Raw genomic sequence first — 25,575 nt, 5'->3', positions numbered from 1 at the left:
CAAGGAGGCGCAGCATGCGCTTCAGACACAAGGCAGCAGCAGGGTTCGCCACCCTGATGCTGCCGCTCGCCGGTCTGGTCGCCCTCGCGAGCCCCGCCCAGACCGCGACCACCACGTCAGCCACGTCTGCCACTTCTGCCACGTCCGCATCAAGCGGTGTGGTCGCTCCGGGTCCCAGCGCCAAGGTCAAACTCGGTTACTTCATCGAATGGGGCGTCTACGGCCGCAACTACAACGTCAAGAACCTGGTGACGTCCGGCTCCGCCGAGAAGATCACCCACATCAACTACGCCTTCGGCAACGTCGTCGACGGCAAGTGCGCGATCGGCGACTCGTGGGCCGATTACGAAATGCCGGTCTCCGCGGACAATTCGGTGACCGGCGAGGCCGACACCGCGGACCAGCCGCTGAAGGGCAACTTCAATCAGCTGCGCCAGCTGAAGGCCAAGTACCCGAACATCAAGATCCTGTGGTCCTTCGGCGGCTGGACCTGGTCCGGCGGCTTCACGGAGGCGGCCAAGAACCCGGCGGCCTTCGCCAAGTCCTGCTACGACCTGGTCGAGGACCCGCGCTGGGCCGATGTCTTCGACGGCATCGACCTGGACTGGGAGTACCCGAACGCCTGCGGCCTGACCTGCGACAACAGCGGCGCCCCGGCCATCAAGGACATGATGAAGGCCATGCGCGCCGAGTTCGGCTCGCAGAACCTGGTCACCGCGGCCGTCACCGCCGACGCCTCCGACGGCGGCAAGATCGAAGCGGCCGAGTACGCGGGCGCCGCGAAGTACCTCAACTGGTACAACGTGATGACGTACGACTTCTTCGGCGCCTGGGCCGCGAACGGCCCGACCGCGCCGCACTCCCCGCTCACCTCGTACAAGGGCATCCCGGCTCAGGGCTTCAACTCGGCCGCCGCGATCGCCAAGTACAAGGACGCGGGCGTGCCCGCGAACAAGCTGCTGCTCGGCATCGGTTTCTACGGCCGCGGTTGGACCGGCGTCACCCAGGACACACCGGGCGGCACGGCCACCGGAGCGGCGGCGGGCACCTGGGAGGCGGGATTCGAGGACTACAAGGTCCTCAAGGCGTCCTGCCCGGCCACCGGCACGATCGCCGGGACGGCTTACGCGCACTGCGGCAGCGACTGGTGGTCCTACGACACTCCGTCGACGGTCCTCGGGAAGATGAGCTGGGCCAAGAAGCAGGGCCTGGGCGGCGCCTTCTTCTGGGAGTTCAGCGGCGACACCGGTGACGGTGAGCTTGTGAGCGCGATCAACACCGGTCTCAAGTAACCATCAGCAAGATCACGTGACATCGACGAGTCGGTGCGGCCTTCGGGTCACACCGACTCGTTGTCGTTCCTCACTCGTCAGGCCACATTCACTCGTTGACCGGGAGGGGCCGCCTCCAGCCACGCGAGGAAACCGGTCAGCGCGTCCTCGCTCATCGCCAGTTCCAGCCTTGTCCCCCGGTGGAGACAGGTGAGCACGATCGCGTCGGAGAGCAGCGCCAGCTCCTCCTCGCCGTCGGGGGCCCGCCGGCCGGCCACCTCGATCGCCGAACGTTCCAGGATGCGGCGCGGGCGGGGGGCGTACGAGAAGACGCGGAACCACTCGATGCGGTCACCGTTGTAGCGGGCGATGCCGTAACCCCAGCCTTTGCCGCTGGTGTCGCCCTTCTCGGGGGTGTTCCAGCGGAGGCTGCAGTCGAAGGTGCCACCGGAGCGCTGGATCAGCCTGCGGCGCAGACCGAAGACGAAGAGTCCGACCGCCACCAGTACGACTACCAACCCGCACACAGTCAGAGCGAGGACCATCGACACCGACCTCCTCGTCTCCTAGGTAACGGAAAGGGAAAAAGTACCCGCATCGCCTCAGCCGCGACCCGGTCCGGAGAAAGCTCCGGTCCTGGCCGCGGCTGAGTCATGTTCCTGTGGCGCGCTGGTTCAGCGTGCCGCCACCGCTCGCAGTCGGACATCCGCGCGACGCTCGGCAAAGGCATCGCCCTCCGCCTTCGCGCGCTCGAGTTCCCGCTCCGCGCTCTGGACATCGATCTCGTCCGACAGCTCGGCGATCTCGGCCAGCAGCGACAGCTTGTTGTCCGCGAACGAGATGAAACCGCCGTGCACCGCGGCGACGACCGTTCCTCCCTCACTCGTACGGATGGTCACCGGGCCCGACTCCAGCACACCGAGCAGCGGCTGGTGACCGGGCATGACGCCGATGTCGCCGGACGCGGTGCGTGCGACGACCAGGGTGGCCTCGCCGGACCAGACACTACGGTCCGCGGCGACGAGCTCGACGTGCAGCTCAGCAGCCAAGGTGGGCTCCTCGGGTCACCACCCGGTGATGGATACCGGGTGTTGGGTCAAAGTCTAGTAGGCGTACGAAGGGGGACGGGACGCACCCGCCCCCCTTCATGAACACGAGGTTCAGGAGACGCCGAGCTCCTTGGCCTTGGCCTTGAGGTCCTCCAGGCCACCGCACATGAAGAACGCCTGCTCCGGGAAGTGGTCGTACTCACCGTCGCAGATCGAGTTGAACGCGGCGATCGACTCGTCGAGCGGCACGTCCGAACCGTCCAGGCCGGTGAACTGCTTGGCGGCGTGGGTGTTCTGCGACAGGAAGCGCTCGACGCGACGGGCACGGTGGACGACGAGCTTGTCCTCCTCGCCGAGCTCGTCGATACCGAGGATCGCGATGATGTCCTGGAGGTCCTTGTTCTTCTGCAGGATCGTCTTGACGCGCATGGCGCAGTCGTAGTGTTCCTGCGAGATGTAACGCGGGTCCAGGATGCGGGACGTGGAGTCCAGCGGGTCCACGGCCGGGTAGATGCCCTTCTCGGAGATCGGACGGGAGAGCACCGTCGTCGCGTCGAGGTGGGCGAAGGTCGTGGCCGGGGCCGGGTCGGTCAGGTCGTCCGCGGGGACGTAGATCGCCTGCATCGAGGTGATCGAGTGACCACGGGTCGAGGTGATGCGCTCCTGGAGCTGGCCCATCTCGTCCGCGAGGTTGGGCTGGTAGCCCACCGCGGACGGCATGCGGCCGAGCAGGGTCGACACCTCGGAACCGGCCTGGGTGAAGCGGAAGATGTTGTCGATGAAGAACAGCACGTCCTGCTTCTGCACATCGCGGAAGTACTCCGCCATGGTCAGACCGGCCAGGGCCACGCGCAGACGGGTGCCCGGGGGCTCGTCCATCTGGCCGAAGACCAGCGCGGTCTTGTCCAGCACGCCGGACTCGGTCATCTCGTCGATGAGGTCGTTGCCCTCACGGGTGCGCTCACCGACGCCGGCGAAGACGGAAACGCCCTCGTGCAGCTTGGCCACACGCATGATCATTTCCTGGATCAGCACGGTCTTGCCGACACCGGCACCACCGAACAGACCGATCTTGCCGCCTCGGACGTACGGGGTGAGAAGGTCGACGACCTTCAGGCCCGTCTCGAACATCTCGGTCTTCGACTCGAGCTGGTCGAAGGCCGGGGCCTTGCGGTGGATCGGCCAGCGCTCGCCCTCGAACTGCTCGTCGACGTTCAGCACCTCACCGAGGGTGTTGAACACCTTGCCCTTGGTGAAGTCGCCGACCGGGACGGTGATGCCCGTGCCGGTGTCGGTGACCGGGGCCTGGCGGACCAGACCGTCGGTGGGCTGCATGGAGATCGTGCGGACCAGGCCGTCACCCAGGTGCTGGGCGACCTCCAGGGTCAGGATCTTCTTCTCGCCGGCTTTGGCCGGGTCGGCCACCTCGACGTGAAGGGCGTTGTAGATCTCCGGCATCGCGTCGACGGGGAACTCCACGTCGACGACCGGGCCGATGACCCGGGCGACGCGGCCCGTGGCAACGGCCGTCTCAACTGTCGTCGTCATTACCTGTCACTCCCCGCGGTCGCGTCGGCCAAGGCGCTGGCGCCACCGACGATCTCGCTGATTTCCTGGGTGATGTCGGCCTGGCGGGCCGCGTTGGCAAGCCGGGTGAGGTTCTCGATGAGATCTCCGGCGTTGTCGGTGGCCGACTTCATCGCGCGGCGCGTGGCGGCGTGCTTGGAGGCAGCCGACTGGAGCAGCGCGTTGTAGATACGGCTCTCGACGTAACGTGGCAGCAGGGCGTCGAGGACGTCCTCCGCCGACGGCTCGAAGTCGTACAGCGGAAGAATCTCGTCCTTGGCGGGAGATTCCGCGGCGACCTCTTCGAGACTGAGCGGCAGCAGGCGGCTGTCGACCGCCGTCTGCGTCATCATCGACACGAACTCGGTGTAGACGATGTGGAGTTCGTCCACGCCGCCGTCCGCCGTCTCCGTCTCGATGGCCTCGATCAGCGGGCCCGCGACCTTCTTCGCGTCCGCGTACGAGGGCGCGTCGGTGAAGCCGGTCCACTGCTCCGCGATCTTGCGCTCACGGAAGTTGTAGTGGGCGACACCGCGGCGGCCGACGATGTACACGTCGACCTCCTTGCCCTCGCCCTCGAGGCGGTCGGTCAGCTGCTCCGCCGCCTTGATCGCGTTGGAGTTGAAGGCGCCGGCCAGTCCGCGGTCGCTCGTGAGGAGCAGCACCGCGGCGCGGGTCGCCGACTCCGCCTCCGTCGTCAGCGGGTGCTTGGTGTTCGAACCCGTCCCGACAGCCGTGACCGCGCGCGTGAGCTCGGTCGCGTACGGCGTGGAGGCCGCCACCTTGCGCTGCGCCTTGACGACGCGCGAGGCGGCGATCATCTCCATCGCCTTCGTGATCTTCTTGGTCGCGGTGACGGATCGGATGCGACGCTTGTAGACCCGGAGCTGGGCTCCCATGAGTCAGGTCCCTTCCTTACGTCACTTGGCGGCGGCCGAAGCGTCCTCGCCGAGAAGCTTCCCGTCCGAGGTCTCGAACTGCTTCTTGAACTCCGCGACGGCGTCACTCATGGCCGTGATCGTGTCGTCCGACATCTTGCCGCCCTCCTTGATGGAGGTCAGCAGGCCCTGCTCCTTGCGGTGCAGGTACTCGAGCAGCTCCTTCTCGAAGCGGCGGATGTCGGCGACCGGCACCTCGTCCATCCTGCCGGTGGTGCCGGCCCAGATGGAGACGACCTGGTCCTCGGTGGCCATCGGCTGGTACTGCGGCTGCTTGAGCAGCTCGACCATGCGCTGACCGCGCTCCAGCTGCGCCTTCGACGCGGCGTCCAGGTCGGAACCGAAGGCGGCGAAGGCCTCCAGCTCGCGGTACTGAGCGAGGTCGACGCGCAGACGGCCGGAGACCTGGCGGATCGCCTTGTGCTGCGCGGAACCACCGACTCGGGAGACGGAGATACCGACGTTCAGCGCGGGGCGCTGACCGGCGTTGAACAGGTCCGACTCCAGGAAGCACTGGCCGTCGGTGATGGAGATGACGTTGGTCGGGATGAACGCCGAGACGTCGTTGGCCTTGGTCTCGACGATCGGCAGACCGGTCATCGAGCCCTTGCCCATGTCGTCGGAGAGCTTCGCGCAGCGCTCCAGCAGACGGGAGTGCAGGTAGAAGACGTCACCGGGGTAGGCCTCGCGCCCCGGCGGACGGCGGAGCAGCAGGGACACGGCGCGGTAGGCGTCGGCCTGCTTCGAGAGGTCGTCGAAGACGATGAGGACGTGCTTGCCCTCGTACATCCAGTGCTGGCCGATGGCCGAACCGGTGTACGGCGCAAGGTACTTGAAGCCGGCCGGGTCGGACGCCGGGGCGGCGACGATGGTCGTGTACTCCAGGGCGCCGGCCTCTTCGAGGGCACCACGCACGGAGGCGATGGTCGAGCCCTTCTGACCGATGGCGACGTAGATGCAGCGGACCTGCTTGTTCGGGTCGCCCGTGCGCCAGTTGTCGCGCTGGTTGATGATCGTGTCGACGGCCAGGGCGGTCTTGCCGGTCTGACGGTCACCGATGATCAGCTGACGCTGGCCGCGGCCGATCGGGGTCATCGTGTCGACGGCCTTGTAGCCGGTCTCCATCGGCTCGTGCACCGACTTACGGACCATGACGCCCGGGGCCTGCAGCTCGAGGGCGCGGCGGCCGGACGTCTCGATCTCGCCGAGGCCGTCGATCGGGGTACCGAGCGGGTCGACGACGCGGCCGAGGTAGCCCTCGCCCACCGCGACCGACAGGACCTCGCCGGTACGGCTGACCGGCTGGCCCTCCTCGATGCCGTTGAACTCGCCGAGGACGATGGCGCCGATCTCGCGCTCTTCCAGGTTGAGCGCGAGGCCGAGGGTGCCGTCCTCGAACTTCAGCAGTTCGTTGGCCATGGCCGAGGGCAGGCCCTCGACCTTCGCGATGCCGTCGCCGGCAAGGGTGACCGTACCGACCTCCTCGCGCGAGGCCGCGTCCGGCTTGTACGCCTGGACAAAGTTCTCCAGTGCGTCCCGGATCTCCTCCGGCCGGATCGTGAGCTCCGCCATCTGGGTTCCCTGCTCTCCTTGTTGGGCCCGAAGTTTCACTTGGGGGGATGGGGACTCCCCCCTGAACGAGGTGAATCCTCTGCACGGCCCAACCAGGGCCGTAGGTGCTGCTTGTGTACGTGTGTTGTGTTGCTGCTAGCCCGCCATGCGGCGGCTGGCGTCCTCGAGCCGGTCCGCGAGGGAGCCGTTGATGACCTCGTCGCCGACCTGCACCCGGATCCCGCCGAGGACCTCGGGGTCCACGTCGAGGTTGAGGTGCATCTGACGGCCGTAGAGCTTCGCGAGGGCAGCGCCCAGGCGCCGCTTCTGCGGGTCGCTCAGCGGAACCGCCGAGGTGACGACGGCGACCATGCGGTCCCGGCGATCGGCGGCGAGCCTGGACAGGGACTCGAGTCCAGCTTCCAGGCTACGTCCCCGCGGCGCGGTCACAAGGCGCGTGACCAATCGCACGGTCCCGGCCTTGGCCCGGCCGCCGAGCAGGCTGTGCACCAGCTCGCTCTTGGCAGCGGCGCCGGCGGCGCGGTTCGTCAGCGCGGCACGCAGCTCGGTGTTCGAGGAGATGATCCGGGCGAACCGGAACAGCTCGTCCTCGACCTCGTCGAGCACGCCCGCCTTCTGCGCGGCGGTGAGGTCGGCCGTGTTCGCCAGCTCCTCGAGCGCGTCCACCAGGTCGCGCGGCTGCGACCAGCGGGAGCGCACCATGCCGGACACGAGGTCCGCGGTCGGGCCGCCGACCTGGCCGGCGAGCAGCCGTCCGACCAACTCGGCCTTCGCCTCACCGGCCTGCGCCGGATCGGTGAGAACCCGACGCAGCGACACCTCGCGGTCGAGCAGCGCCGTGACGGCGGCCAGCTCGTCGGCGAGCGCGACCGGGTCCACGGACGTGCTGTCCGTCAGCGCGTCGAGACGCTCACGGGCGGCAGCGGTTGCCTCGCGGCTCGCTCCGTGCGCAGTCATCGAGTCGCCTCGGCCTTCTCCTCGAGCTCGTCGAGGAAGCGGTCGATGGTGCGGCTCTGACGGGCGTGGTCCTCAAGGGACTCGCCGACGAGCTTGCCGGCCAGGTCGGTGGCGAGCTTGCCCACGTCCTGACGCAGCGCGGACGCGGCGGCCTTGCGGTCGGCCTCGATCTGCGTGTGACCGGCGGCGATGATCTCCTCACGCTGCCGCTGGCCTTCCGCACGCATCTCGGCGATGAGCGCGGCGCCCTGCTCCTGCGCCTCCTGGCGCAGACGCGCGGCCTCGTGCCGGGCCTCGGCGAGCTGAGCCTTGTACTGCTCCAGCACGCTCTGGGCCTCGACCTTCATGGCGTCGGCCTCTTCGATACCGCCTTCGATCGCCGCGCGGCGCTCTTCCAGAACCTTGTTGATGTTCGGGAGGAGCTTCTTCCAGAAGAAGAAGAACACGATGGCGAAGGCGATGGTGCCGACGAGCAGCTCGGGACCCGGCGGGACGAGCGGGTTCTGCTCCTCCTCGGCCGCCAGCTGTACCAGGTTGGCGATCACATCAGTGCCTTCCGTTGAAAAGTTCGCTCGTCAAGGTCCGGTCATCCGTAGACGAACGGCATGACGATGCCGATGAGGGCGAGCGCCTCACAGAAGGCGAAGCCGAGGATCTGGTTGGCGCGGATCAGGCCGGCGGCCTCGGGCTGGCGGGCGAGGGCCTGGGTGCCGTTACCGAAGATGATGCCGACGCCGACGCCGGGGCCGATGGCGGCGAGGCCATAGCCGATGGAACCGATGTTGCCTTCGACAGCGGCGAGGGTCTCAAGGGCAGCCATGCTGATTCTTCCTTCTCTTTCATGGACCGGCGGGGGTTGGCCACCGGACGTTCTAGGGGCTTGGGGCGGTGCGGCTCAGTGGTGCTCGGCCAGTGCGCCCTGGATGTACGAGCAGGCCAGCAGCACGAAGACGTACGCCTGAACAGCCTGCACGAAAAGCTCGAAGAGGATCATGACCATGGTCATGACGAAGGAGACACCGGCCGCCGGGATCATCCAGCTGTTCAGCAAGTACCAGGAGGCAACGGTGAACATCACCAGCATCAGGTGGCCGGCGAACATGTTGGCGAAGAGTCGGACCGCGTGCGTGAACGGTCGGACCAGCAGGTTCGAGAAGAACTCAATGACCATCACGAGCGGCAGAACCGCGCCCAGCGACTTGTCGTAGCCAGTGACGTTCTTGAAGAAGCCGACGAAACCGTGGCGCTTGAACGTCAGCGAGACCCAGATGATCCAGACGATGGCGGCCAACACCATCGGGAACGCGATGATCGACGAGACCGGGAACTGGGCCAGCGGGATCACGGACCAGATGTTCATGATCCAGATGAAGAAGAACAGCGAGACCATGAAGGGGACGTACTTCTCGCCCTCCTTCTTACCGAGGGTCTCGTACACGATGCCGCGGCGGACGAAGTCATACCCGGCCTCGCCGACCATCTGCAGCCTGCCCGGGACCACCTTGGCCTTGCCGAAAGCCGCGTAGAAGAAACTGATGACGAGCCCCGTGGTGATGAGGGCGAGCAGCATCACCTTGTTGAACTCGAACCCGCCGACCTCGACCAGCGGCTTGAAGAGGAACGAGTGCAGGCCCGGAGCCGGGAAGCCGCAGCCGTTGTCGGACATGATCCGACAGCTCCAGTCAAAGGCGAGCTGGGTCTGGTCAGCACTCACCACGGGCTCCTTCGGCGTGACGCATAGGTACGGCAACCTCGTTGTGTCGGCGCGGCGCGCAGCCGCGGTTCGGCACTGGACTGGTGTTACGGATGTGGGGGCGGCAGTAGGGCATCGAGCCTCGCACTAGAGCAGGCGTCAGCTCGGATGCCCGCGCCCGCGATGCCGCAGTTGGCACCGGACGATAGCAGGATCTCTTACGCCTACTTATCCCGGCCCTACCTCTCACGACGAGGGCCCCGTCTTCTCAGGCTTTTCGTCCTTCGAGGGATCGGGTTCGACGTAGAGGATCTTGGCCTTCATCTGAGCAAGAGCCTGGCAGCCGATCCACACGAGGGTGGCGGCGACCAGCGTGAACGCGAAGGCCTTGGGGTTGAACAGCGTCGTGTCCTTGAACGCGGCGACGAACATGAACAGCAGCAGGATCTGTGCCGTATAGAGCATCAGACCCATGGCCTGGAAAAGGTGCGGAAGCGATTTGGCGGTGCGCTGCAGAACGTACAACCCGATACCCATGAAGAGGATCACGACCAGCGTCGCGACGACCGCCCCGACCGCCCCCTTGCCCCCGGTGACCACACCACTGACGACGGCGGCAATCGCGCCGACGGCAGCCGTGGGCACGGCAGCCTGAAGGAGAATCCGGGCGTCATTGGACGGCATGGCGGCAACTCCGCTTACTGAAGGGGGCAGGTGTCGTCATGGACGAGCGTAATCCCGGGTCGAGAGAGAACCTCACGCCAATGAACCGTCGCACTGCGGTCCTTCGGCTCTACCCCGGGCTTTCGTGAACCGTATCACAAACTATTTGATGAGGTCTTTACCTGCTTGATGTGCTCGGCGTCACACATGAGAGTGAACATGCGCGTCTGTGCACCCGCAGAGCCAAGATGTCTGATATTGGGGCGATTTGCGATGTGCGTGCCCGGTAAAACTCTTACCTTGCTCTAGCGTGACGATCGCGCCTCACGCCCCTCCAGGAGACGCGCACGGGCGCCAACAGCCGTCGCCCCATTGACTCCTGAGACTCCGGCGACCACCGGAGCGCGGCGTCCCGCGTCGCCGGTGCGCCCCTCGCCGCCCACACTCGTGCCTTCGCCGCTCGTGGCGTACGCGGCCGAGGGCGCCGCCTGCGCCCCCGCCTCCGCGGCATCCCCTGCCTCCGCGGCTTCCTCCGCTTCCGCGGCGATCCGGCGCCGGTACCGCGGGGGCACGAAGGCCTCGGCCCAGCGCGGGGTGCGCGGTGTGAAGCGGGGCAGCAGGAGCAGGACCAGGCCCACCGCGCTGAGCGCCATGATGCCGAGCACGATCCACATGGCCCCCGAGTTCACCGAGTACGCGAGGGCGCCGAAGGCGATCAGGGCCGACCAGAAGTACATGATGAGCACGGCCCGGCTGTGCGAGTGCCCGATCTCCAGCAGGCGGTGATGCAGGTGCCCGCGGTCGGCGGCGAACGGGGACTGTCCGCGCCAGGTGCGCCGCACGATGGCGAGCACCAGGTCGGCCGCCGGGACGGCGATGATCGTCAGCGGCAGCAGCAGCGGGATGTAGACCGGCACCGTCTGGTGCACGGCCGCTTTCTCGGACCCGGCGAACAGGTTCATCGCGTCGGGGTCGACCTGCCCGGTGATGGAGATGGCGCCGGCCGCGAGGACGAGGCCGATCAGCATCGAGCCCGAGTCGCCCATGAAGATACGGGCGGGGTGCATGTTGTGCGGCAGGAAGCCGAGACACATGCCCATCAGGATCGCGGAGAACAGGGTCGCGGGGGCGGCGGACTCGAGCCCGTAGCCGTACCAGATGCGGTACGCGTACATGAAGAACGCCGCGGCCGCGATGCAGACCATGCCGGCGGCGAGACCGTCGAGGCCGTCGACGAAGTTCACGGCGTTGATGGTGATGACGACGAGCGCGACGGTCAGCAGCGTGCCCTGCCACTGGGTCAGCGAGACCGAGCCGACGCCCGGCACCGGCAGCCACAGGATCGTCAGGCCCTGCATCACCATGACGCCGGCGGCGATCATCTGGCCGCCCAGCTTGATGAGGGCGTCGATCTCGAACTTGTCGTCCAGGACGCCGATCAGCCAGATCAGGGCGGCTCCGGAGAGCAGCGCGCGGGGTTCGTTGGAGTTCTCGAACACCTCGCTGAGGTTCGTCAGATGGTCGGCGACCAGCAGGCCGGCGCACAGTCCGAAGAACATCGCGATTCCGCCGAGCCGTGGCGTGGGTTCCCGGTGCACGTCACGTGCCCGGATCTCCGGCATCGCCCCGGCCACGATCGCGAATTTCCGCACCGGCCCGGTCAGCAGGTACGTCACCGCGGCCGTGATGCAGAGCGTCAGGAGGTATTCACGCACAGGCTTCCCCACAGGTGTCGCTGGCCATCTCAGCCCCACACCCTAGCTCCGAGCGCATACGGTTGGGGACTTCCGGGTAGAGCCGATGGTTGCACGAGTGTCTGTGCACAGGTTCGCGTCCACCCCGCGCTAGACCGGATACGGCGGAAATCTTCCGGTCAGGTCCCGTACTTCTTCACGTACCTCGCGGCCCGCACGTTCCTCACGCAGCGCCTCGGCGAACAGTACGGCGATCCGGGACATTTCGACCTCACCCATGCCTTGGGTGGTGACGGCGGCCGTGCCCAGGCGCAGTCCGCGCACGTCCGGGTGGGGCAGGGCGCAGGTGTCGAGGACCATTCCGGCGGCGGCCAGGCGGCCGCGGGCGGTGCGGGCGTCCACGCCGAGCGGGGCCGGGTCGACGGTCAGCAGGTGGGTGTCGGTGCCACCGGTGGTGACCGCGAGCCCCTCGGCGGCCAGGCCCCGCGCCAACGCCCGGGCGTTCACGACCACTTGATGGGCGTACGCGGTGAAGGCCGACGTCGCCGCCTCGCCGAACGCTACGGCCTTGGCGGCGATCGTGTGCATCTGGGCGCCGCCCTGGGTGAACGGGAAGACGGCCCGGTCGACGCGCTCGGCCAGCTCCGCGCCGCACAGCAGCATGCCGCCGCGCGGGCCGCGCAGCACCTTGTGCGTGGTCGCGCAGACGATGTCGGCGTACGGCACCGGACTGGGTGCCGCTCCCCCGGCGACGAGCCCGATGGGATGGGCGGCGTCGGCGATGAGATACGCGCCCACCGCCTCGGCCACGTCCTTGAAGGCGCCGTAGTCGATATGCCTCGGGTAGGAGATGGACCCGCACACGATGGCCTTGGGGCGGTGCGTCCGGGCCAGCGCGAGCACCTGGTCGTAGTCGATGAGCCCGCTCTCCGGGTCGACGCCGTAGCCGACGAAGTCGAACCAGCGGCCCGAGAAGTTGGCGGGTGAGCCGTGGGTGAGGTGGCCGCCGTGCGGGAGGCCCATGGCGAGGACGGTGTCCCCGGGCCGCAGCAGGGCCGCGTACGCGGCGAGCACGGCCGAAGACCCCGAGTGGGACTGGACGTTGGCGTGTTCGGCTCCGAAGAGGGCCTTGGTGCGCTCGACGGCGATGCGCTCGGCCACGTCCACGATCTCGCATCCGCCGTGATGCCGGGCGCCGGGATATCCCTCGGCGTACTTGTTGGCGAGCGGCGACCCCAGGGCCGCGAGCACCGCGGGCGAGGTGAAGTTCTCGGCGGCGATCAGCTGCAGCGTCGTCGACTGCCGGTCCAGCTCGCCGATGAGAATCTCGGCCAGCTCGGGATCCTGCCGACCGAGCACATCGGTCGGCAGCAGGCCTTCCAGCGTATGCGTGACCACCATGGTGGACTCCGGTCCTCGGCGGGATCTCAGTCCAATGTAGAACCACGCTCCCCACAGCGCCCGCTGTTACGTCCGACCCGGTACACGAACCAGCCCCGGCACCGACCCCGCGGACGCCCCGCGCCGCCGCCGTACGCACCCCCGGCTCAAGCCCGCGCGGCAACCCCCGTCAACGCCGTCACCACCGGATCCAACGCCTGATGGATCTCATCCCCCACCGAACGAAAGAACGGCAACGGCGCCCCATACGGGTCATACACCTCGTCCGCCTCCGCCGTCGGCGCCAGCAGCCACCCACGCAGCGCCGCCGCCGCGCGCACCAACGCCCGGGCACGAGCGACCACGCCATCCTCCAGGGGCGGCAGCGTCGCGCCGTCGATCGCCTTCACGAGGCGGGTGAACTCCTTGAGCGTGAAGGTGCGCAGGCCCGCGGAGTGGCCCATGGAGATGACCTGTGCGCGGTGGTCGCGCGTGGCCGTCAGCACCAGGTCGGCCCTGATCACGTGCTCGTCCAGCAGTTCCCGGCCCACAAAGCCGGAGGCATCCGCTCCGAAGTCCGCGAGGACCGTCTCCGCGTTGGCCTCCATGGGCGCGCCCTCGTGGCCCCAGGTGCCGGCGCTCTCCACTATCAGGCCGCCCCACAAAGGGTCGCCGAGCCGGTCCGCCAGGGCATGGCGGGTCAGCCGCTCGGTGATCGGCGAGCGGCACACATTGCCGGTGCTGACGTGGAGGATGCGGAAAGAGTCCCCCGAGGCCCCGTCCCAGTGAGTCCCCGCGTTCCCCGTGTTCCCCGTGCCTATGCCACGCCCCGCTTCAGGGGCTGTCAATTCGCCACCTCGAGGTCGGGTACGACCTTCCTGAGCTCCTCTTCGGACAGGGCGCCCGCGCGCAGCAGGACGGGCACCTTGCCGGTGACGTCGACGATCGAGGAAGGGACGTTGCCCGGAGTCGGGCCGCCGTCCAGGTAGACCGAGATGGAGTCGCCGAGCATCTCCTGCGCGGCGTCGCAGTCCTCCGGCGCCGGGTGACCGGTCAGGTTCGCCGAGGACACGGCCATGGGGCCGACCTCGGTCAGCAGCTCGATCGCCACCGGGTGCAGCGGCATGCGCACGGCAACGGTGCCACGGGTGTCCCCCAGGTCCCACTGCAGCGACGGCTGGTGCTTGGCGACGAGGGTCAGGGCACCCGGCCAGAACGCGTCGACGAGCTCCCAGGCCATCTCGGAGAAGTCGGTGACCAGCCCGTGCAGCGTGTTCGGGGAGCCGATGAGCACGGGAGTGGGCATGTTGCGCCCCCGGCCCTTGGCCTCCAGCAGGTCGGAAACGGCCTCCGAGGAGAACGCGTCGGCGCCCACGCCGTACACGGTGTCGGTGGGGAGGACCACGAGCTCGCCGCGGCGGACGGCGGACGCGGCCTCGCGCAGACCGGTCGCGCGGTCGGTGGCGTCGTTGGTGTCGTATCGCCGTGCCATCGTTAGCGAGCCTCCTCGTACACGTACTGCTGGCTGGAAGTGCTGAAGCGCGTACTCACGGCGTCGCCCTGCGGGCGGTCGCGAACCGCGGTCGGTTGTTGAGGTCGGGGTGGTCGGCGGCGTCGGCCCAGCCCCGCTCCTCGGTGAAGATCCACGGCACCTGCCCGCCCTGGGTGTCGGCGTGCTCGATGACGACGACGCCGCCGGGGCGCAGCAGCCGGTGCGCGGTGCGCTCCAGACCGCGAATGAGGTCGAGTCCGTCCTCGCCGGAGAAGAGGGCGAGGCCGGGATCGTAGTCCCGGGCCTCGGGCGCGACGTACTCCCACTCGGTCAGCGGGATGTACGGCGGGTTGGAGATGACGAGGTCCACCTGGCCGTCGAGGTCGTGGAAGGCGTCCAGGGCGTCTCCCTGACGCAGGTCGACCCTGGATCCCTCGACGTTCTTGCGCGTCCACTGGAGCGCGTCCTCGGACAGCTCCACGGCGTGCACGCGGGAGCGCGGCACCTCCTGCGCCATGGCGAGCGCGATGGCCCCGGATCCCGTGCACAGGTCGACGATGAGCGGCTCGACGACGTCCATCGCGCGTACGGCGTCTATGGCCCACCCGACGACCGACTCGGTCTCCGGGCGCGGCACGAACACCCCTGGCCCGACCTGGAGTTCCAGATACCGGAAGAAGGCCCGCCCGGTGATGTGCTGGAGCGGCTCGCGGGCCTCGCGGCGCGCGATGACCTCCCAGTACCGGGCGTCGAAGTCGGCGTCCTTGACGGTGTGCAGCCCGCCCCGCTTCACACCGTGCACAAAGGCTGCGAGCTCCTCCGCGTCGTTGCGCGGCGAGGGCACGCCGGCGTCGGCCAACCGCTGGGTGGCCTGGGCGACTTCCGCGAGCAGCACGCTGCGGGGGTTGGGGGGCCGCCCCCCACTGTGTTGCTGCACGCTGGTCCTCCGGGCTGAGCTGTTGTCGTGTACGTCAGGCTGCGGCGAGCTTCGCGGCCGAGTCCGCGTCCACACAGGCCTGGATCACCGCGTCGAGGTCGCCGTCCAGTACCTGGTCCAGGTTGTACGCCTTGAAGCCGACGCGGTGGTCCGAAATGCGGTTCTCCGGGAAGTTGTACGTACGGATCTTCTCGGAGCGGTCGACGGTACGGACCTGGCTGCGGCGGGCGTCCGCGGCCTCCTTCTCCGCTTCCTCCTGTGCCGCCGCGAGGAGCCTGGAGCGCAGGATACGCATCGCCTGCTCCTTGTTCTGCAACTGGCTCTTCTCGTTCTGGCAGGAGGCGACGACTCCGGTGGGAACGTGCGTGATACGCACCGCGGAGTCGGTCGTGTTGACGGACTGGCCACCGGGCCCGGAGGAGCGGTAGACGTCGATCCTCAGATCATTCTGGTTGATCTCGACGTCGATCTCCTCGGCCTCGGGGGTCACGAGGACACCGGCGGCGGAGGTGTGGATCCGGCCCTGGGACTCGGTCGCGGGCACGCGCTGCACGCGGTGCACCCCGCCCTCGTACTTCAGCCGCGCCCAGACGCCCTGGCCGGGCTCGGTGGCGCCCTGGCCGCCCTTGGTCTTCACGGCGACCTGGACGTCCTTGTAGCCGCCGAGCTCGGACTCGGTGGAGTCGATGATCTCGGTCTTCCAGCCGACGCGCTCGGCGTAGCGCAGGTACATGCGCAGCAGGTCGCCCGCGAACAACGCGGACTCGTCGCCGCCGGCGCCGGCTTTGATCTCGAGGATGACGTCCTTGTCGTCGCTGGGGTCGCGCGGGACCAGCAGCAGCCGGAGCTTCTCAGTGAGCTCCTCGCGCTGCTTCTCCAGTTCCTTGACCTCGGCCGCGAAGTCCGGGTCGTCGGCGGCGAATTCGCGGGCCGTCTCGACGTCGTCGCCGGTCTGCCTCCAGGAGCGGTACGTCGCGACGACCGGGGTCAGCTCGGCGTAGCGCTTGTTCAGCTTGCGCGCGTTCGCCTGGTCCGCGTGGACCGACGGGTCGGCGAGCCTCTTCTCAAGATCGGCGTGCTCGCCGATCAGTTCCTCGACCGCCTCGAACATCTCCGGCTCCAATGGACTGCCCCTTCGCTCGGCAGGAGCTCGAGGGACGTGCGTACGACATGGGGGTCCCCCCTGCTCGAGCGAAGTCGAGAGCTTGGGGGAGGGGACTGCACCGCAAAGCGCCGGTCCCGATGCCCCTGCGGGGGCAACGAAGACCGGCGCTGTGAGGTCGCTACTTCTTGGCAGCGGCAGCCTTGCCGAAGCGGGCCTCGAAGCGGGCCACACGGCCACCGGTGTCGAGGATCTTCTGCTTGCCCGTGTAGAACGGGTGGCACTCGGAGCAGACCTCGGCACGGATGGAGCCGGCCTCGATCGTGCTACGGGTGGTGAACGACGCGCCACAGGTGCAGCTGACCTGCGTCTCGACGTACTGGGGGTGGATGTCGCGCTTCAAGGTGTCTCCTAGTTTCGGGAGGGCGCCGGGTCGCATGCGCGGGATGCGGATGCGTGAACCGGAGCCGACGTACCAGTCTGCCAGGACTGGCCGTATCCCCCAAAACCGAGGGGCTGGGCGATCTATTCCCGGGCCCCGCGCGGCGCCCGGCGGGGGCGTGTGTGGATGCCCGGCGGGGACCCGTGCGGTTGGCCGGCAGGCCAGTGCGGTTGCCGGGTCGGGCGTGTGCGGTTGGCCGGCAGGCCCTTGCGGTGGCCCGGCAGGGGCGTGTGCGGTTGCCCGGCAGGGGCGTGTGCGGTGGCCCGGCAGAGGCGTGTGCGGTTGCCCGGCAGGAGGCGCGGTCGCCCGGCAGGGGCCGTGCCGTTTACCCGGCCGGGGGCGCGCGGTCGCCCGGCAGGCGCCTATGCGGGTGCCCCGCCAGGGGCTCGCGTGGGTGCCGGGTCGGAGCCTGTACGGGTGCGCGGCCGGGCCCCGTGCGGTTGCCCCGCCAGAGGCTCGCGGGGGTAACCCAGCCGGGGGCGCATGCGGATACCCCGCCGGAGCCCATGCAGTTCAGGCAGGAGCCCGTGTGAGGGCCCGGCCGGAGCCCCTGCGGTTGTCCGGCCGGAGCTGTGCGCTTGCCCGGCCGAGAGCGTGCGGTTACGCGGTGCAGGAACCCCCGCGGCCGCCCGGCAGAAGCCTCGCCGCGTGCCCGGCAGGCGCGCCTGTTTCGGGCTGCCGACCGGGGCTCGTGCGGGTACCCGACCCGGGGCGCGTGCCCGGCCCGGCAGGCGCCTGCGCAAGTGCCCGGCCGGAGCCCATGCGTGTGCGGGCCCGGCCGGAGCCCCTGCGGTTGTCCGGCCGGAGCTGTGCGCTTGCCCGGCCGAGAGCGTGCGGTTACGCGGTGCAGGAACCCCCGCGGCCGCCCGGCAGAAGCCTCGCCGCGTGCCCGGCAGGCGCGCCTGTTTCGGGCTGCCGGCCGAGGCTCGTGCGGGTGTCCGGCCCCGGGCGCGTGCGCGGCCCGGCAGGCGCCTGCGCAAGTGCCCGGCCGGAGCCCGTGCGTGTGCGGGCCCGGTCGAGGCCCCCGCGGTTGTCCAGCCGGAGCTCCTGCGTGTGCGGGTGTCGCGCCGAGGGCTCGGACGGTGTCTTGCCGGGGGCCCGGCCGCAGCCCGTGTGGGGCCGCGGGTGGGCGATGGGCGCGCCTGTGCCCTGGAGGGCGGCCGGGGCGCGTGTGGACCCCGGCCAGGGGTCAGCCGGAGCTGACGACGCCCTTCGCGCCTCCGGAGGCGGTGCCCTTGGTGGCGGACTTCGGGATGGGCCGGTCGTCCCTGAGCGCGGCCCAGACACGCTTGGACTTGGCCTTGTCGATGAGGACCCGGTTGGCGTCCGCCGCGTCGTACTGCACCGGCATCGTCACCATGTTCATGTTCCCGGGGCTGATGCCCTTGAGCCCGTTGGCGAACGAGGCCAGGTCCTTGACCGAGTCGAGCTCGGAGTCGGTGGTCACGGTCTTCGTCGCGGTGTCGGCGAGATCGAACAGCTCCTTCGGGTTGCTCAGTACGCCGATCTCCTTGACCTGTTCGACCAGAGCCTTGATGAACGCCTGCTGGAGCTGGATGCGGCCGAGGTCGGATCCGTCCCCGACGCCGTGCCGGGTGCGGACCAGGCCGAGGGCCTGCTTGCCGGTGAGCTGGTGGGTGCCGGCCTTCAGGTCGAGGTGGCTCTCGGGATCCGAGATGTTCTTGGTCGTGGTGACCTTGACGCCGCCGAGCTCGTCGATGAGCTTCTGGAAGCCACTGAAGTCGACCTCGACGTAGTGGTCCATACGGATACCGGTCATCGACTCGACGGTCTTCACCGCGCACGCCGCCCCGCCGGTGCTGTACGCGGAGTTGAACATCGCGGTCGTCGCGCCGTCGTGCTCGACACCCTTGCTGTCGGTGCACTCGGGGCGCTTGACGAGGGTGTCCCTGGGTATCGAGACCACGCTGGCCTTCTTGTGGCCCTTGTAGATGTGCACGATCATCGCCGTGTCCGAGCGGGCCGAGCCGTCGTCGGTGCCGCCGCCCAGCTTCTTGTTGCTGCCGGAGCGGGTGTCGGAGCCCAGTACGAGAATGTCCTGCGAGCCGTTGTCGACGTCCAGGGGCCGGTCGCTGCCGAGGGCCTGGTTGATGTCGACGCTGTTGATGTTGCCGTTGAGCTTGAAGTACACGTAGCCGAGGCCGGTGCCGCCCAGCACCACGATGCCTGCCGCCGCCCACGCCGTGATGAGGAGGGCCTTGCGGCCCTTGGTGCGCGGCTTGCGCCGGCGGCCCGTGGCGCGATGGCGCGGGCCGCTGGAACCGGAGGCTTCCGCGGTGCCGGATCCCGGCGTGCTCTCGGCAGACATGTGCTCCTCAGTCCTCGTTCGGTCGGTTACCCCCTGCTTTCGGGGTCAGGCACGGTCATCGGCCCTGACATACCCGTCAGCGCCCGTCAGGTCAGACGGCGAAACCGAAAAAAGGGTTGCACAACGCACTGTGGTCAACCTGTGGGCCAATGTGCACAATTTGTAACCAAGAAGATCGTCAGCCAACCGCTCACCTGCGATTTCAAGCCAACCCAATGCACTCTCCGCGATCTGTGGCCCTACCCCGCCATGTGGCCAAGGTCTCGCCGAGCGCATACAAAAGGGCCGTCCCCGTCACGAGCGTGACGGGGACGGCCCTTGAGAAACGAACGCTGACGCCGGCCTCAGTCGCCGTTGGGCATCGGCGTCGTCTTCTGGATCTGCAGCAGGAACTCGCCGTTCGACTTCGTCTGCTTCATCTTGTCCAGCAGCAGCTCGATCGCCTGCTGCTGGTCGAGCGCGTGCAGCACCCGGCGCAGCTTCCAGGTGATGGCGAGCTCGTCGCTGCCGAGCAGGATCTCTTCCTTACGGGTACCGGACGCGTCCACGTCCACCGCCGGGAAGATGCGCTTGTCGGCGAGCTTCCGGTCGAGCTTGAGCTCCGCGTTGCCGGTGCCCTTGAACTCCTCGAAGATCACCTCGTCCATGCGCGAGCCGGTGTCGACGAGCGCGGTGGCCAGGATGGTCAGCGAGCCGCCGTCCTCGATGTTGCGCGCGGCACCGAAGAAGCGCTTCGGCGGGTACAGCGCGGTCGAGTCGACACCACCGGACAGGATGCGGCCGGAGGCCGGGGCGGCGAGGTTGTACGCACGGCCCAGACGCGTGATCGAGTCGAGCAGTACGACGACGTCGTGACCCAGCTCCACCAGGCGCTTGGCGCGCTCGATGGCCAGCTCGGCGACCGTGGTGTGGTCCTCGGCCGGACGGTCGAAGGTCGAGGAGATGACCTCGCCCTTCACCGACCGCTGCATGTCGGTGACCTCTTCCGGACGCTCGTCGACGAGGACGACCATCAGGTGGCACTCGGGGTTGTTGTGCGTGATCGCGTTGGCGATCGCCTGCATGATCATGGTCTTGCCGGTCTTCGGCGGGGCCACGATCAGACCGCGCTGGCCCTTACCGATCGGCGCGACGAGGTCGATGATGCGGGTGGTCAGCACGCCCGGGTCGGTCTCCAGACGGAGCCGGTCCTGCGGGTACAGCGGCGTCAGCTTGTTGAACTCCGGCCGTCCGCGCCCGGATTCGGGCGCCATGCCGTTGACGGAGTCCAGGCGGACCAGCGCGTTGAACTTCTCACGGCGCTCGCCCTCCTTGGGCTGGCGGACCGCGCCGGTGACGTGGTCGCCCTTGCGCAGACCGTTCTTGCGGACCTGGGCGAGGGAGACGTACACGTCGTTCGGGCCCGGGAGGTAGCCGGACGTACGGATGAACGCGTAGTTGTCGAGGATGTCCAGGATGCCCGCGACGGGGATCAGGACGTCGTCCTCGGCGACCTGCGGCTCGGCGATCTCGTCACGGCCACGGCGGCCACGGCGGTCCCGGTAGCGACCGCGACGGCCGCGGCGGCCGCCCCCGTCGTCGTCGTAACCGTCGTCCTGGCGGTCCTGGCGGTCCTGGCGGCCGCCACCCTGCTGCTGGCCGCGCTGCTGGCTGCCGCCGCCGCCCTGGTTCTGCTGGTCGTCGCCCTTGCCGCGGCCGCCCCGGTCGCGGTCACGGCCGCCCCGGTCACGGTCACCACGGTCGCGGTCACGACGGCCCTGGCGGCCCTGACGGCCTTCGCCGCCCTGGTCACCGGCGTCGCCCTGGGACTGAGGCTGCGTCTGGGCCGGAGCCTCAGTCTTCGGCTCGGTCTTCGCCTCGGCGGCGACCGTCTCGGGGGCGCCCGCCTCGGCGGTGGCCCGGCGACGGCGGCGCTCCCCGGCGGGGGCGTCGTCGCTCGCGGGCTGGCCGGGAATCTCGATCTGCTGCTGGGCCACGGCCTTCTCGGCCTTCTCGGCCTTGCCCGCCGGCTTGTCCTGCTTGGCCTGCTTCTCGGCGGGCTTCCCCGCGGTAGACGCGGTTTCCTCCCCCGTACGAGCCTTCGAGGTGGCCCGGCGCTTCGGCTTGGTCTCGGCGGCTGCCTCGGCGGTCTTCGCCGGGGCACCCCCTCCCGCCTGCGCCTCCTTGATGACCTCGATCAGCTGGCTCTTGCGCATCCGCGCGGTGCCCCTGATGCCGAGGCCGGATGCGACCTGCTGCAGCTCGGCCAGCACCATGCCCTCAAGGCCGGTACCGCGGCGCCGACGGGAGCCCGAAGCACCGGTGGCAGGCGCGGCGGAGGCGTCCGTGGCGGGCGCGGCAGCGGTCTCCTCGACACGTGCGCCCATCAGATCGGTGGTGTCGCTCACGAAGGGTCCTTCCCTGGAGCGGACGTCGGCCTGTCTGGCTCGGCGACCGTTTGTGCTGTCCGGCTTTGGTCTGTGTATGGACCGTGCCGGGGCGGTGGTCCGCCAAAAGGCGGAGGGGAATATCTGGTGACGGCGTTTCCCGGGGCCGCGACACTCAGGTTCGGTGTCGGTCGGCTCGGTGACGCCGGTTCCGGAGCGTGCTCAGTACTGCTCAGCGCATAGCATCCAATGCGTGGCACAAAGCAGTTTGGGGGGCTCCCGGAAGAAGGTCTGTCCCGGACGGGGACACGAAGCACCTCGCCATGGTGGGGTCGGGTGCAGACTTGAGGTTAACACTACCGGATCCAACAAATATTCCCCCTCTCCAAATCCGGCAACCGTGTGTCAGGTGGCAAGCGGCAGCACGCTCGCTCCCTGGGCATCGAGGCTCAGCCGGTTGGCCGCCCAGCCCTCGCCGGCCAGGCGGGAGACCTTGTCGGCGGCCGCTTCATCGGCCAGCGCGAGCACCGTGGGGCCCGCGCCGGAGATCACCGCGGGGATTCCGTCGGCCCGCAGCCGCTCCACCAGGGCGGCGCTCTCCGGCATGGCGGGAGCGCGGTACTCCTGGTGCAGACGGTCATCGGTGGCGGGCAGCAGCAGCTCGGGGCGCCTGGTCAGGGCCTCGACGAGCAGTGCGGCGCGGCCCGCGTTGGCGGCGGCGTCGACGTGTGGCACGGTGCGCGGCAGCAGGCCGCGGGCGGTCTCGGTCAGGACCGGTTTCCCCGGTACGAAGACCACCGGAACGATGGAATCGGCGGGATCCATCCTGATGGCGCGGGCGGCGCCGCCCTCCATCCAGGACAGCGTGAAACCGCCGAGCAGACAGGCGGCGACGTTGTCGGGGTGGCCCTCGATCTCGGTGGCGAGCTCAAGGAGCGCCGCGTCGTCGAGCTTGGTGTCGCCGCCTATGGTCACGGCGCGCGCGGCGACGATGCCGGCGCAGATCGCGGCGGACGAGGAGCCGAGGCCGCGGCCGTGCGGAATGCGGTTGGCGCAGACGATCTCGAGGCCGCGCGGCTGTCCGCCCAGCAGATCGAAGGCGGTACGCAGGGAACGTACGAGGAGGTGACTCTCGTCACGCGGAAGTGTCTCGTCGCCCTCACCTGCGATGTCGATGTTCAGCCCGGAGTCGGCCACCCGGACGACCACGTCGTCGTAGAGCCCCAGCGACAGGCCGAGGGCGTCGAAGCCCGGGCCGAGATTGGCGCTGGTGGCGGGGACGCGCACCCGGACGGCGGCGGCGCGGAACGCTGGACCGGCCATCGCTCGATGACTCTCCTTGAGCTTGAGCTGCGAGATTTTCGAAATCCTGCGAGGCGAACGGAAGACCACGGAAAGACCCTGCGGCCGCAAGGACGGCGCGGCACCGCGGCATATGCGGCGGGCGGGTTCCCTACAGCCTATCGAAGGAAGGTTCTGTGGCGACATAGGGCGCACAGGAGGCGCACGATGCGTGTCGTAAGCCCCCCGTGCACCCGCCGTCAGGTGTGGTGCCAGGTTAGCCGTCAGGTGTGGTGACAGGTTATGCGAGACCGAGGCGTTCCGCGGCCGTGGCCGCGTCCACCGGGACCGTGACGGGCTGCGGGGCGCCCGCGACGGCCCAGTCCGGGTCCTTGAGGCCGTTGCCGGTCACCGTGCAGACGATTCGCTGGCCCGGGTCGACCTTGCCCTGCTCGGCGGCCTTCAGCAGGCCGGCGACGGACGCGGCGGACGCGGGCTCGACGAAGACACCCTCCTGAGAGGCCAACAGCCGGTAGCAGCGCAGAATCTCACGGTCCGTCACCTCATCGATGAAACCGCCCGATTCGTCCCGCGCGGCCAGCGCCAGCTTCCACGACGCGGGGTTGCCGATGCGGATCGCGGTGGCGATGGTCGACGGGTCCTTGACCACCTCGCCGCGCACGATCGGGGCGGAACCGGCGGCCTGGAAGCCCCACATCCGGGGGGTCCGCGCGGCGACACCATCGGCGGCGTACTCCTTGTAGCCCTTCCAGTACGCCGTGATGTTGCCCGCATTGCCCACCGGCAGGACGTGGATGTCGGGTGCGTCACCCAGCATGTCCACGATCTCGAACGCGGCGGTCTTCTGCCCCTCGATGCGCACCGGATTGACTGAATTCACCAGCGCCACGGGGTAGTTCTCGGACAGAGCGCGCGCGAGAGTGAGGCAGTCGTCGAAGTTCCCGTCCACCTGAAGGATCTTCGCGCCGTGCACGAGCGCCTGGCCCATCTTGCCGAGCGCGATCTTGCCCTGCGGAACGAGAACGGCGGACACCATTCCGGCCCGTACGGCATAGGCGGCCGCCGAGGCGGACGTGTTGCCGGTGGAGGCGCAGATGACAGCCTTCGCGCCCTCCTCCTTGGCCTTGCTGATGGCCATGGTCATGCCGCGGTCCTTGAAGGACCCGGTGGGGTTCGCGCCCTCCACCTTGAGGTGGACCTCACAGCCCGTGCGCTCGGAGAGCACCTGCGCGGGCACGAGAGGCGTGCCGCCCTCGCGGAGCGTCACGACCGGCGTGCTGTCGGATACCGGCAGCCGGTCCCGGTACTCCTCTATGATTCCGCGCCACTGGTGGGTCATTGCTGGTTACTCTCCTTCAACCCGCATGATGCTGGCGACACCCCGCACGGTGTCGAGGGTGCGCAGCGCCTCGACCGTCCCGTTGAGGGACGCGTCGGACGCACGGTGGGTGACGACGACGAGGGAGGCCTCGCCGTCCTTGCCCTGTTGGCGAACCGTATCGATCGAGACACCGTGCTCGGCGAATACGGTTGCAACCTGGGCGAGAACACCCGGTTTGTCGGCCACATCGAGGCTGATGTGGTACCGCGTGACCACCTCGCCCATGGGGGACACAGGCAGCTGGGTGTACGCGGAGTCGCCCGGTCCGGTCGCGCCGCTGAGCCGGTTGCGGCAGACGGCCACGAGGTCGCCGAGGACCGCGGAGGCGGTGGGCGCACCGCCCGCACCGGGACCGTAGAACATCAACTGGCCCGCGGCGTCGGACTCGACGAAGACGGCGTTGTACGCGCCGCGCACGGAGGCGAGCGGGTGGGTCAGCGGAATCATCGCGGGGTGCACCCGGGCGGTCACGGACCCCCCGTCGGCCGCCCGCTCACAGATGGCGAGCAGCTTGATGGTGCAGCCCATCTCCTTCGCCGAGGCGAAGTCGGCGGCGGTGACCTCGGTCATGCCCTCGCGGTACACGTCGTCGAGGCGCACGCGCGTGTGGAAGGCGATTCCGGCGAGGATCGCGGCCTTGGCGGCGGCGTCGAACCCCTCGACATCGGCGGTCGGGTCGGCTTCCGCGTACCCGAGCGCGGTGGCCTCGTCGAGGGCTTCCTGATACCCGGCCCCCGTGGAGTCCATCTTGTCGAGGATGAAGTTCGTCGTGCCGTTGACGATGCCGAGCACCCGGTTGACCTTGTCGCCGGCGAGGGACTCGCGCAGCGGCCGGATGAGGGGAATGGCGCCCGCCACCGCCGCCTCGTAGTAGAGGTCCTTGTCGTGTTCCTCGGCGAAGGCGTGCAGCGCGGCGCCGTCCTGGGCGAGCAGCGCCTTGTTGGCGGAGACGACGGACGCGCCGTGCTCGAGGGCGGTGGTGATCAGGGTCCGGGCGGGCTCGATACCACCGATGACCTCGACGACCACGTCGATGTCCCCGCTTTTGACCAGGGCCGTCGCGTCGGTGGTGATGAGTTCGGCGGGAATGCCCTCGCGCACCTTGGAAGGCCGTCGTACGGCGACCCCCGCCAGCTCGACGGGGGCACCGATCCTGGCGGCGAGATCGTCGGCGTGCGTCGTCATGATGCGCGCCACCTCTGAGCCGACAACCCCACAGCCCAGCAGCGCCACCTTCAGCGGACGCGTACGCATCATCCGACCTCGTTTCCTCATACCGTCACGGTTGGTCCAGTCTCACCCACCGAACGGGACTTTCTGCCCATCGTCCGGATCGTGAGACGTCTATTTCATTTCTCCGGCGGCCGATCGCAGGAGATCTTCCGCCTCGTTTTTCCTTGGGGTCCGCCCCGCTTAGGCCCGGCCCGGGACAGGCCCCGGG

General features: G+C 68.9%; 22 protein-coding genes and 1 pseudogene. 1 reads left to right on the top strand and 22 read right to left on the bottom strand.

The genetic code is table 11. From position 1 onward, the window contains the following. Window positions 1-173: 173 nt before the first annotated feature. A pseudogene (locus FGD71_RS05930) lies at window positions 174-1,292 on the top strand (glycoside hydrolase family 18 protein); the annotation flags it as partial. Window positions 1,293-1,369: 77 nt separating this feature from the next. On the opposite strand, the gene FGD71_RS05925 reads toward FGD71_RS05930, so the two are convergent. The 22 genes from FGD71_RS05925 to FGD71_RS05820 all read right to left on the bottom strand — a co-directional run bounded on the left by FGD71_RS05925 (window position 1,370) and on the right by FGD71_RS05820 (window position 25,391). Continuing rightward, window positions 1,370-1,816 (bottom strand): DUF2550 domain-containing protein, encoded by a 447-nt coding sequence (locus FGD71_RS05925; protein WP_119099316.1) that lies wholly within the window; start codon window positions 1,814-1,816, stop codon window positions 1,370-1,372. A 129-nt stretch (window positions 1,817-1,945) separates the two neighbouring features. Then, window positions 1,946-2,320 carry a F0F1 ATP synthase subunit epsilon gene (locus FGD71_RS05920; protein WP_119099315.1) on the bottom strand — a complete coding sequence of 125 codons (375 nt, stop codon included), beginning with the start codon at window positions 2,318-2,320 and terminating at the stop codon, window positions 1,946-1,948. A gap of 111 nt (window positions 2,321-2,431) precedes the next feature. Then, a complete protein-coding gene (gene atpD / locus FGD71_RS05915) occupies window positions 2,432-3,868 on the bottom strand; it encodes a F0F1 ATP synthase subunit beta (protein WP_119099314.1) in 1,437 nt (478 codons plus the stop codon). Further along, the gene (locus tag FGD71_RS05910) at window positions 3,868-4,785 is read right to left on the bottom strand and encodes a F0F1 ATP synthase subunit gamma (protein WP_119099313.1); all 918 of its coding nucleotides are present in this window, start codon (window positions 4,783-4,785) and stop codon (window positions 3,868-3,870) included. Before FGD71_RS05910 ends, atpD begins: the two co-directional genes overlap by 1 nt. Window positions 4,786-4,806: 21 nt before the next feature. Continuing rightward, complete coding sequence (gene atpA, locus FGD71_RS05905) at window positions 4,807-6,396, bottom strand: F0F1 ATP synthase subunit alpha (protein WP_119099312.1); 1,590 nt, start codon at window positions 6,394-6,396, stop codon at window positions 4,807-4,809. Window positions 6,397-6,531: 135 nt separating this feature from the next. Beyond that, window positions 6,532-7,353: a F0F1 ATP synthase subunit delta gene (locus FGD71_RS05900; RefSeq protein WP_119099311.1), complete on the bottom strand. Its 822-nt coding sequence runs from the start codon at window positions 7,351-7,353 to the stop codon at window positions 6,532-6,534. Then, window positions 7,350-7,898, bottom strand: coding sequence for a F0F1 ATP synthase subunit B (locus FGD71_RS05895; RefSeq protein ID WP_119099310.1), 549 nt, complete (start codon window positions 7,896-7,898; stop codon window positions 7,350-7,352). Before FGD71_RS05895 ends, FGD71_RS05900 begins: the two co-directional genes overlap by 4 nt. Before the next feature lie 41 nt (window positions 7,899-7,939). Next, window positions 7,940-8,173 carry an ATP synthase F0 subunit C gene (atpE, locus tag FGD71_RS05890; protein ID WP_031485821.1) on the bottom strand — a complete coding sequence of 78 codons (234 nt, stop codon included), beginning with the start codon at window positions 8,171-8,173 and terminating at the stop codon, window positions 7,940-7,942. Between the two features lie 75 nt (window positions 8,174-8,248). Next, window positions 8,249-9,067, bottom strand: coding sequence for a F0F1 ATP synthase subunit A (gene atpB / locus FGD71_RS05885; protein ID WP_483409875.1), 819 nt, complete (start codon window positions 9,065-9,067; stop codon window positions 8,249-8,251). Window positions 9,068-9,292: 225 nt separating this feature from the next. Next, complete coding sequence (locus tag FGD71_RS05880; RefSeq protein WP_119099309.1) at window positions 9,293-9,730, bottom strand: Cg1360 family ATP-synthase-associated protein; 438 nt, start codon at window positions 9,728-9,730, stop codon at window positions 9,293-9,295. A 284-nt stretch (window positions 9,731-10,014) separates the two neighbouring features. Further along, window positions 10,015-11,424 (bottom strand): MraY family glycosyltransferase, encoded by a 1,410-nt coding sequence (locus tag FGD71_RS05875; protein ID WP_119099308.1) that lies wholly within the window; start codon window positions 11,422-11,424, stop codon window positions 10,015-10,017. 129 nt (window positions 11,425-11,553) lie between these two features. Continuing rightward, window positions 11,554-12,804, bottom strand: coding sequence for a serine hydroxymethyltransferase (locus FGD71_RS05870; protein WP_119099307.1), 1,251 nt, complete (start codon window positions 12,802-12,804; stop codon window positions 11,554-11,556). A 146-nt stretch (window positions 12,805-12,950) separates the two neighbouring features. After that, window positions 12,951-13,631: an arsenate reductase/protein-tyrosine-phosphatase family protein gene (locus tag FGD71_RS05865; RefSeq protein WP_119099306.1), complete on the bottom strand. Its 681-nt coding sequence runs from the start codon at window positions 13,629-13,631 to the stop codon at window positions 12,951-12,953. Continuing rightward, window positions 13,628-14,275, bottom strand: a complete 648-nt coding sequence (locus FGD71_RS05860; RefSeq protein WP_119099305.1) for an L-threonylcarbamoyladenylate synthase — start codon at window positions 14,273-14,275, stop codon at window positions 13,628-13,630. The genes FGD71_RS05865 and FGD71_RS05860 overlap by 4 nt, the downstream gene beginning before the upstream one ends. Before the next feature lie 55 nt (window positions 14,276-14,330). After that, a complete protein-coding gene (prmC, locus tag FGD71_RS05855) occupies window positions 14,331-15,170 on the bottom strand; it encodes a peptide chain release factor N(5)-glutamine methyltransferase (protein ID WP_119099304.1) in 840 nt (279 codons plus the stop codon). A 76-nt stretch (window positions 15,171-15,246) separates the two neighbouring features. Next, complete coding sequence (gene prfA, locus FGD71_RS05850; protein ID WP_119099303.1) at window positions 15,247-16,323, bottom strand: peptide chain release factor 1; 1,077 nt, start codon at window positions 16,321-16,323, stop codon at window positions 15,247-15,249. Window positions 16,324-16,495: 172 nt separating this feature from the next. Next, window positions 16,496-16,717, bottom strand: a complete 222-nt coding sequence (gene rpmE, locus FGD71_RS05845; protein WP_119099302.1) for a 50S ribosomal protein L31 — start codon at window positions 16,715-16,717, stop codon at window positions 16,496-16,498. 1,228 nt (window positions 16,718-17,945) lie between these two features. Next, the gene (locus FGD71_RS05840; RefSeq protein ID WP_119099301.1) at window positions 17,946-19,085 is read right to left on the bottom strand and encodes an LCP family protein; all 1,140 of its coding nucleotides are present in this window, start codon (window positions 19,083-19,085) and stop codon (window positions 17,946-17,948) included. A gap of 344 nt (window positions 19,086-19,429) precedes the next feature. After that, on the bottom strand, window positions 19,430-21,472 hold the full coding sequence (gene rho / locus FGD71_RS05835; RefSeq protein ID WP_119099300.1) for a transcription termination factor Rho: 2,043 nt from the start codon (window positions 21,470-21,472) through the stop codon (window positions 19,430-19,432). A 384-nt stretch (window positions 21,473-21,856) separates the two neighbouring features. Then, complete coding sequence (gene thrB, locus FGD71_RS05830; protein WP_119099299.1) at window positions 21,857-22,774, bottom strand: homoserine kinase; 918 nt, start codon at window positions 22,772-22,774, stop codon at window positions 21,857-21,859. A 259-nt stretch (window positions 22,775-23,033) separates the two neighbouring features. Continuing rightward, a complete protein-coding gene (thrC, locus tag FGD71_RS05825) occupies window positions 23,034-24,092 on the bottom strand; it encodes a threonine synthase (protein ID WP_119099298.1) in 1,059 nt (352 codons plus the stop codon). 6 nt (window positions 24,093-24,098) lie between these two features. Next, the gene (locus FGD71_RS05820) at window positions 24,099-25,391 is read right to left on the bottom strand and encodes a homoserine dehydrogenase (RefSeq protein WP_119099297.1); all 1,293 of its coding nucleotides are present in this window, start codon (window positions 25,389-25,391) and stop codon (window positions 24,099-24,101) included. Window positions 25,392-25,575 lie beyond the last annotated feature (184 nt).

Origin of the sequence: Streptomyces sporangiiformans, assembly GCF_005768555.2 — a bacterium.
Classification (GTDB): Bacteria; Actinomycetota; Actinomycetes; order Streptomycetales; family Streptomycetaceae; genus Streptomyces; species Streptomyces sporangiiformans.
This window is presented reverse-complemented; position numbering and strand designations above follow the sequence as displayed.

Excerpts from the sequence above, each read along its gene's own strand:
- FGD71_RS05925 (WP_119099316.1), bottom strand. The coding sequence starts at position 1,816 with ATGGTCCTCGCTCTGACTGTGTGCGGGTTGGTAGTCGTACTGGTGGCG.
- atpD (WP_119099314.1), bottom strand. The coding sequence starts at position 3,868 with ATGACGACGACAGTTGAGACGGCCGTTGCCACGGGCCGCGTCGCCCGG.
- FGD71_RS05910 (WP_119099313.1), bottom strand. The coding sequence starts at position 4,785 with ATGGGAGCCCAGCTCCGGGTCTACAAGCGTCGCATCCGATCCGTCACC.
- atpA (WP_119099312.1), bottom strand. The coding sequence starts at position 6,396 with ATGGCGGAGCTCACGATCCGGCCGGAGGAGATCCGGGACGCACTGGAG.
- FGD71_RS05900 (WP_119099311.1), bottom strand. The coding sequence starts at position 7,353 with ATGACTGCGCACGGAGCGAGCCGCGAGGCAACCGCTGCCGCCCGTGAG.
- atpE (WP_031485821.1), bottom strand. The coding sequence starts at position 8,173 with ATGGCTGCCCTTGAGACCCTCGCCGCTGTCGAAGGCAACATCGGTTCC.
- FGD71_RS05880 (WP_119099309.1), bottom strand. The coding sequence starts at position 9,730 with ATGCCGTCCAATGACGCCCGGATTCTCCTTCAGGCTGCCGTGCCCACG.
- FGD71_RS05870 (WP_119099307.1), bottom strand. The coding sequence starts at position 12,804 with ATGGTGGTCACGCATACGCTGGAAGGCCTGCTGCCGACCGATGTGCTC.
- FGD71_RS05860 (WP_119099305.1), bottom strand. The coding sequence starts at position 14,275 with ATGGCACGGCGATACGACACCAACGACGCCACCGACCGCGCGACCGGT.
- prfA (WP_119099303.1), bottom strand. The coding sequence starts at position 16,323 with ATGTTCGAGGCGGTCGAGGAACTGATCGGCGAGCACGCCGATCTTGAG.
- FGD71_RS05840 (WP_119099301.1), bottom strand. The coding sequence starts at position 19,085 with ATGTCTGCCGAGAGCACGCCGGGATCCGGCACCGCGGAAGCCTCCGGT.
- thrB (WP_119099299.1), bottom strand. The coding sequence starts at position 22,774 with ATGGCCGGTCCAGCGTTCCGCGCCGCCGCCGTCCGGGTGCGCGTCCCC.
- thrC (WP_119099298.1), bottom strand. The coding sequence starts at position 24,092 with ATGACCCACCAGTGGCGCGGAATCATAGAGGAGTACCGGGACCGGCTG.
- FGD71_RS05820 (WP_119099297.1), bottom strand. The coding sequence starts at position 25,391 with ATGATGCGTACGCGTCCGCTGAAGGTGGCGCTGCTGGGCTGTGGGGTT.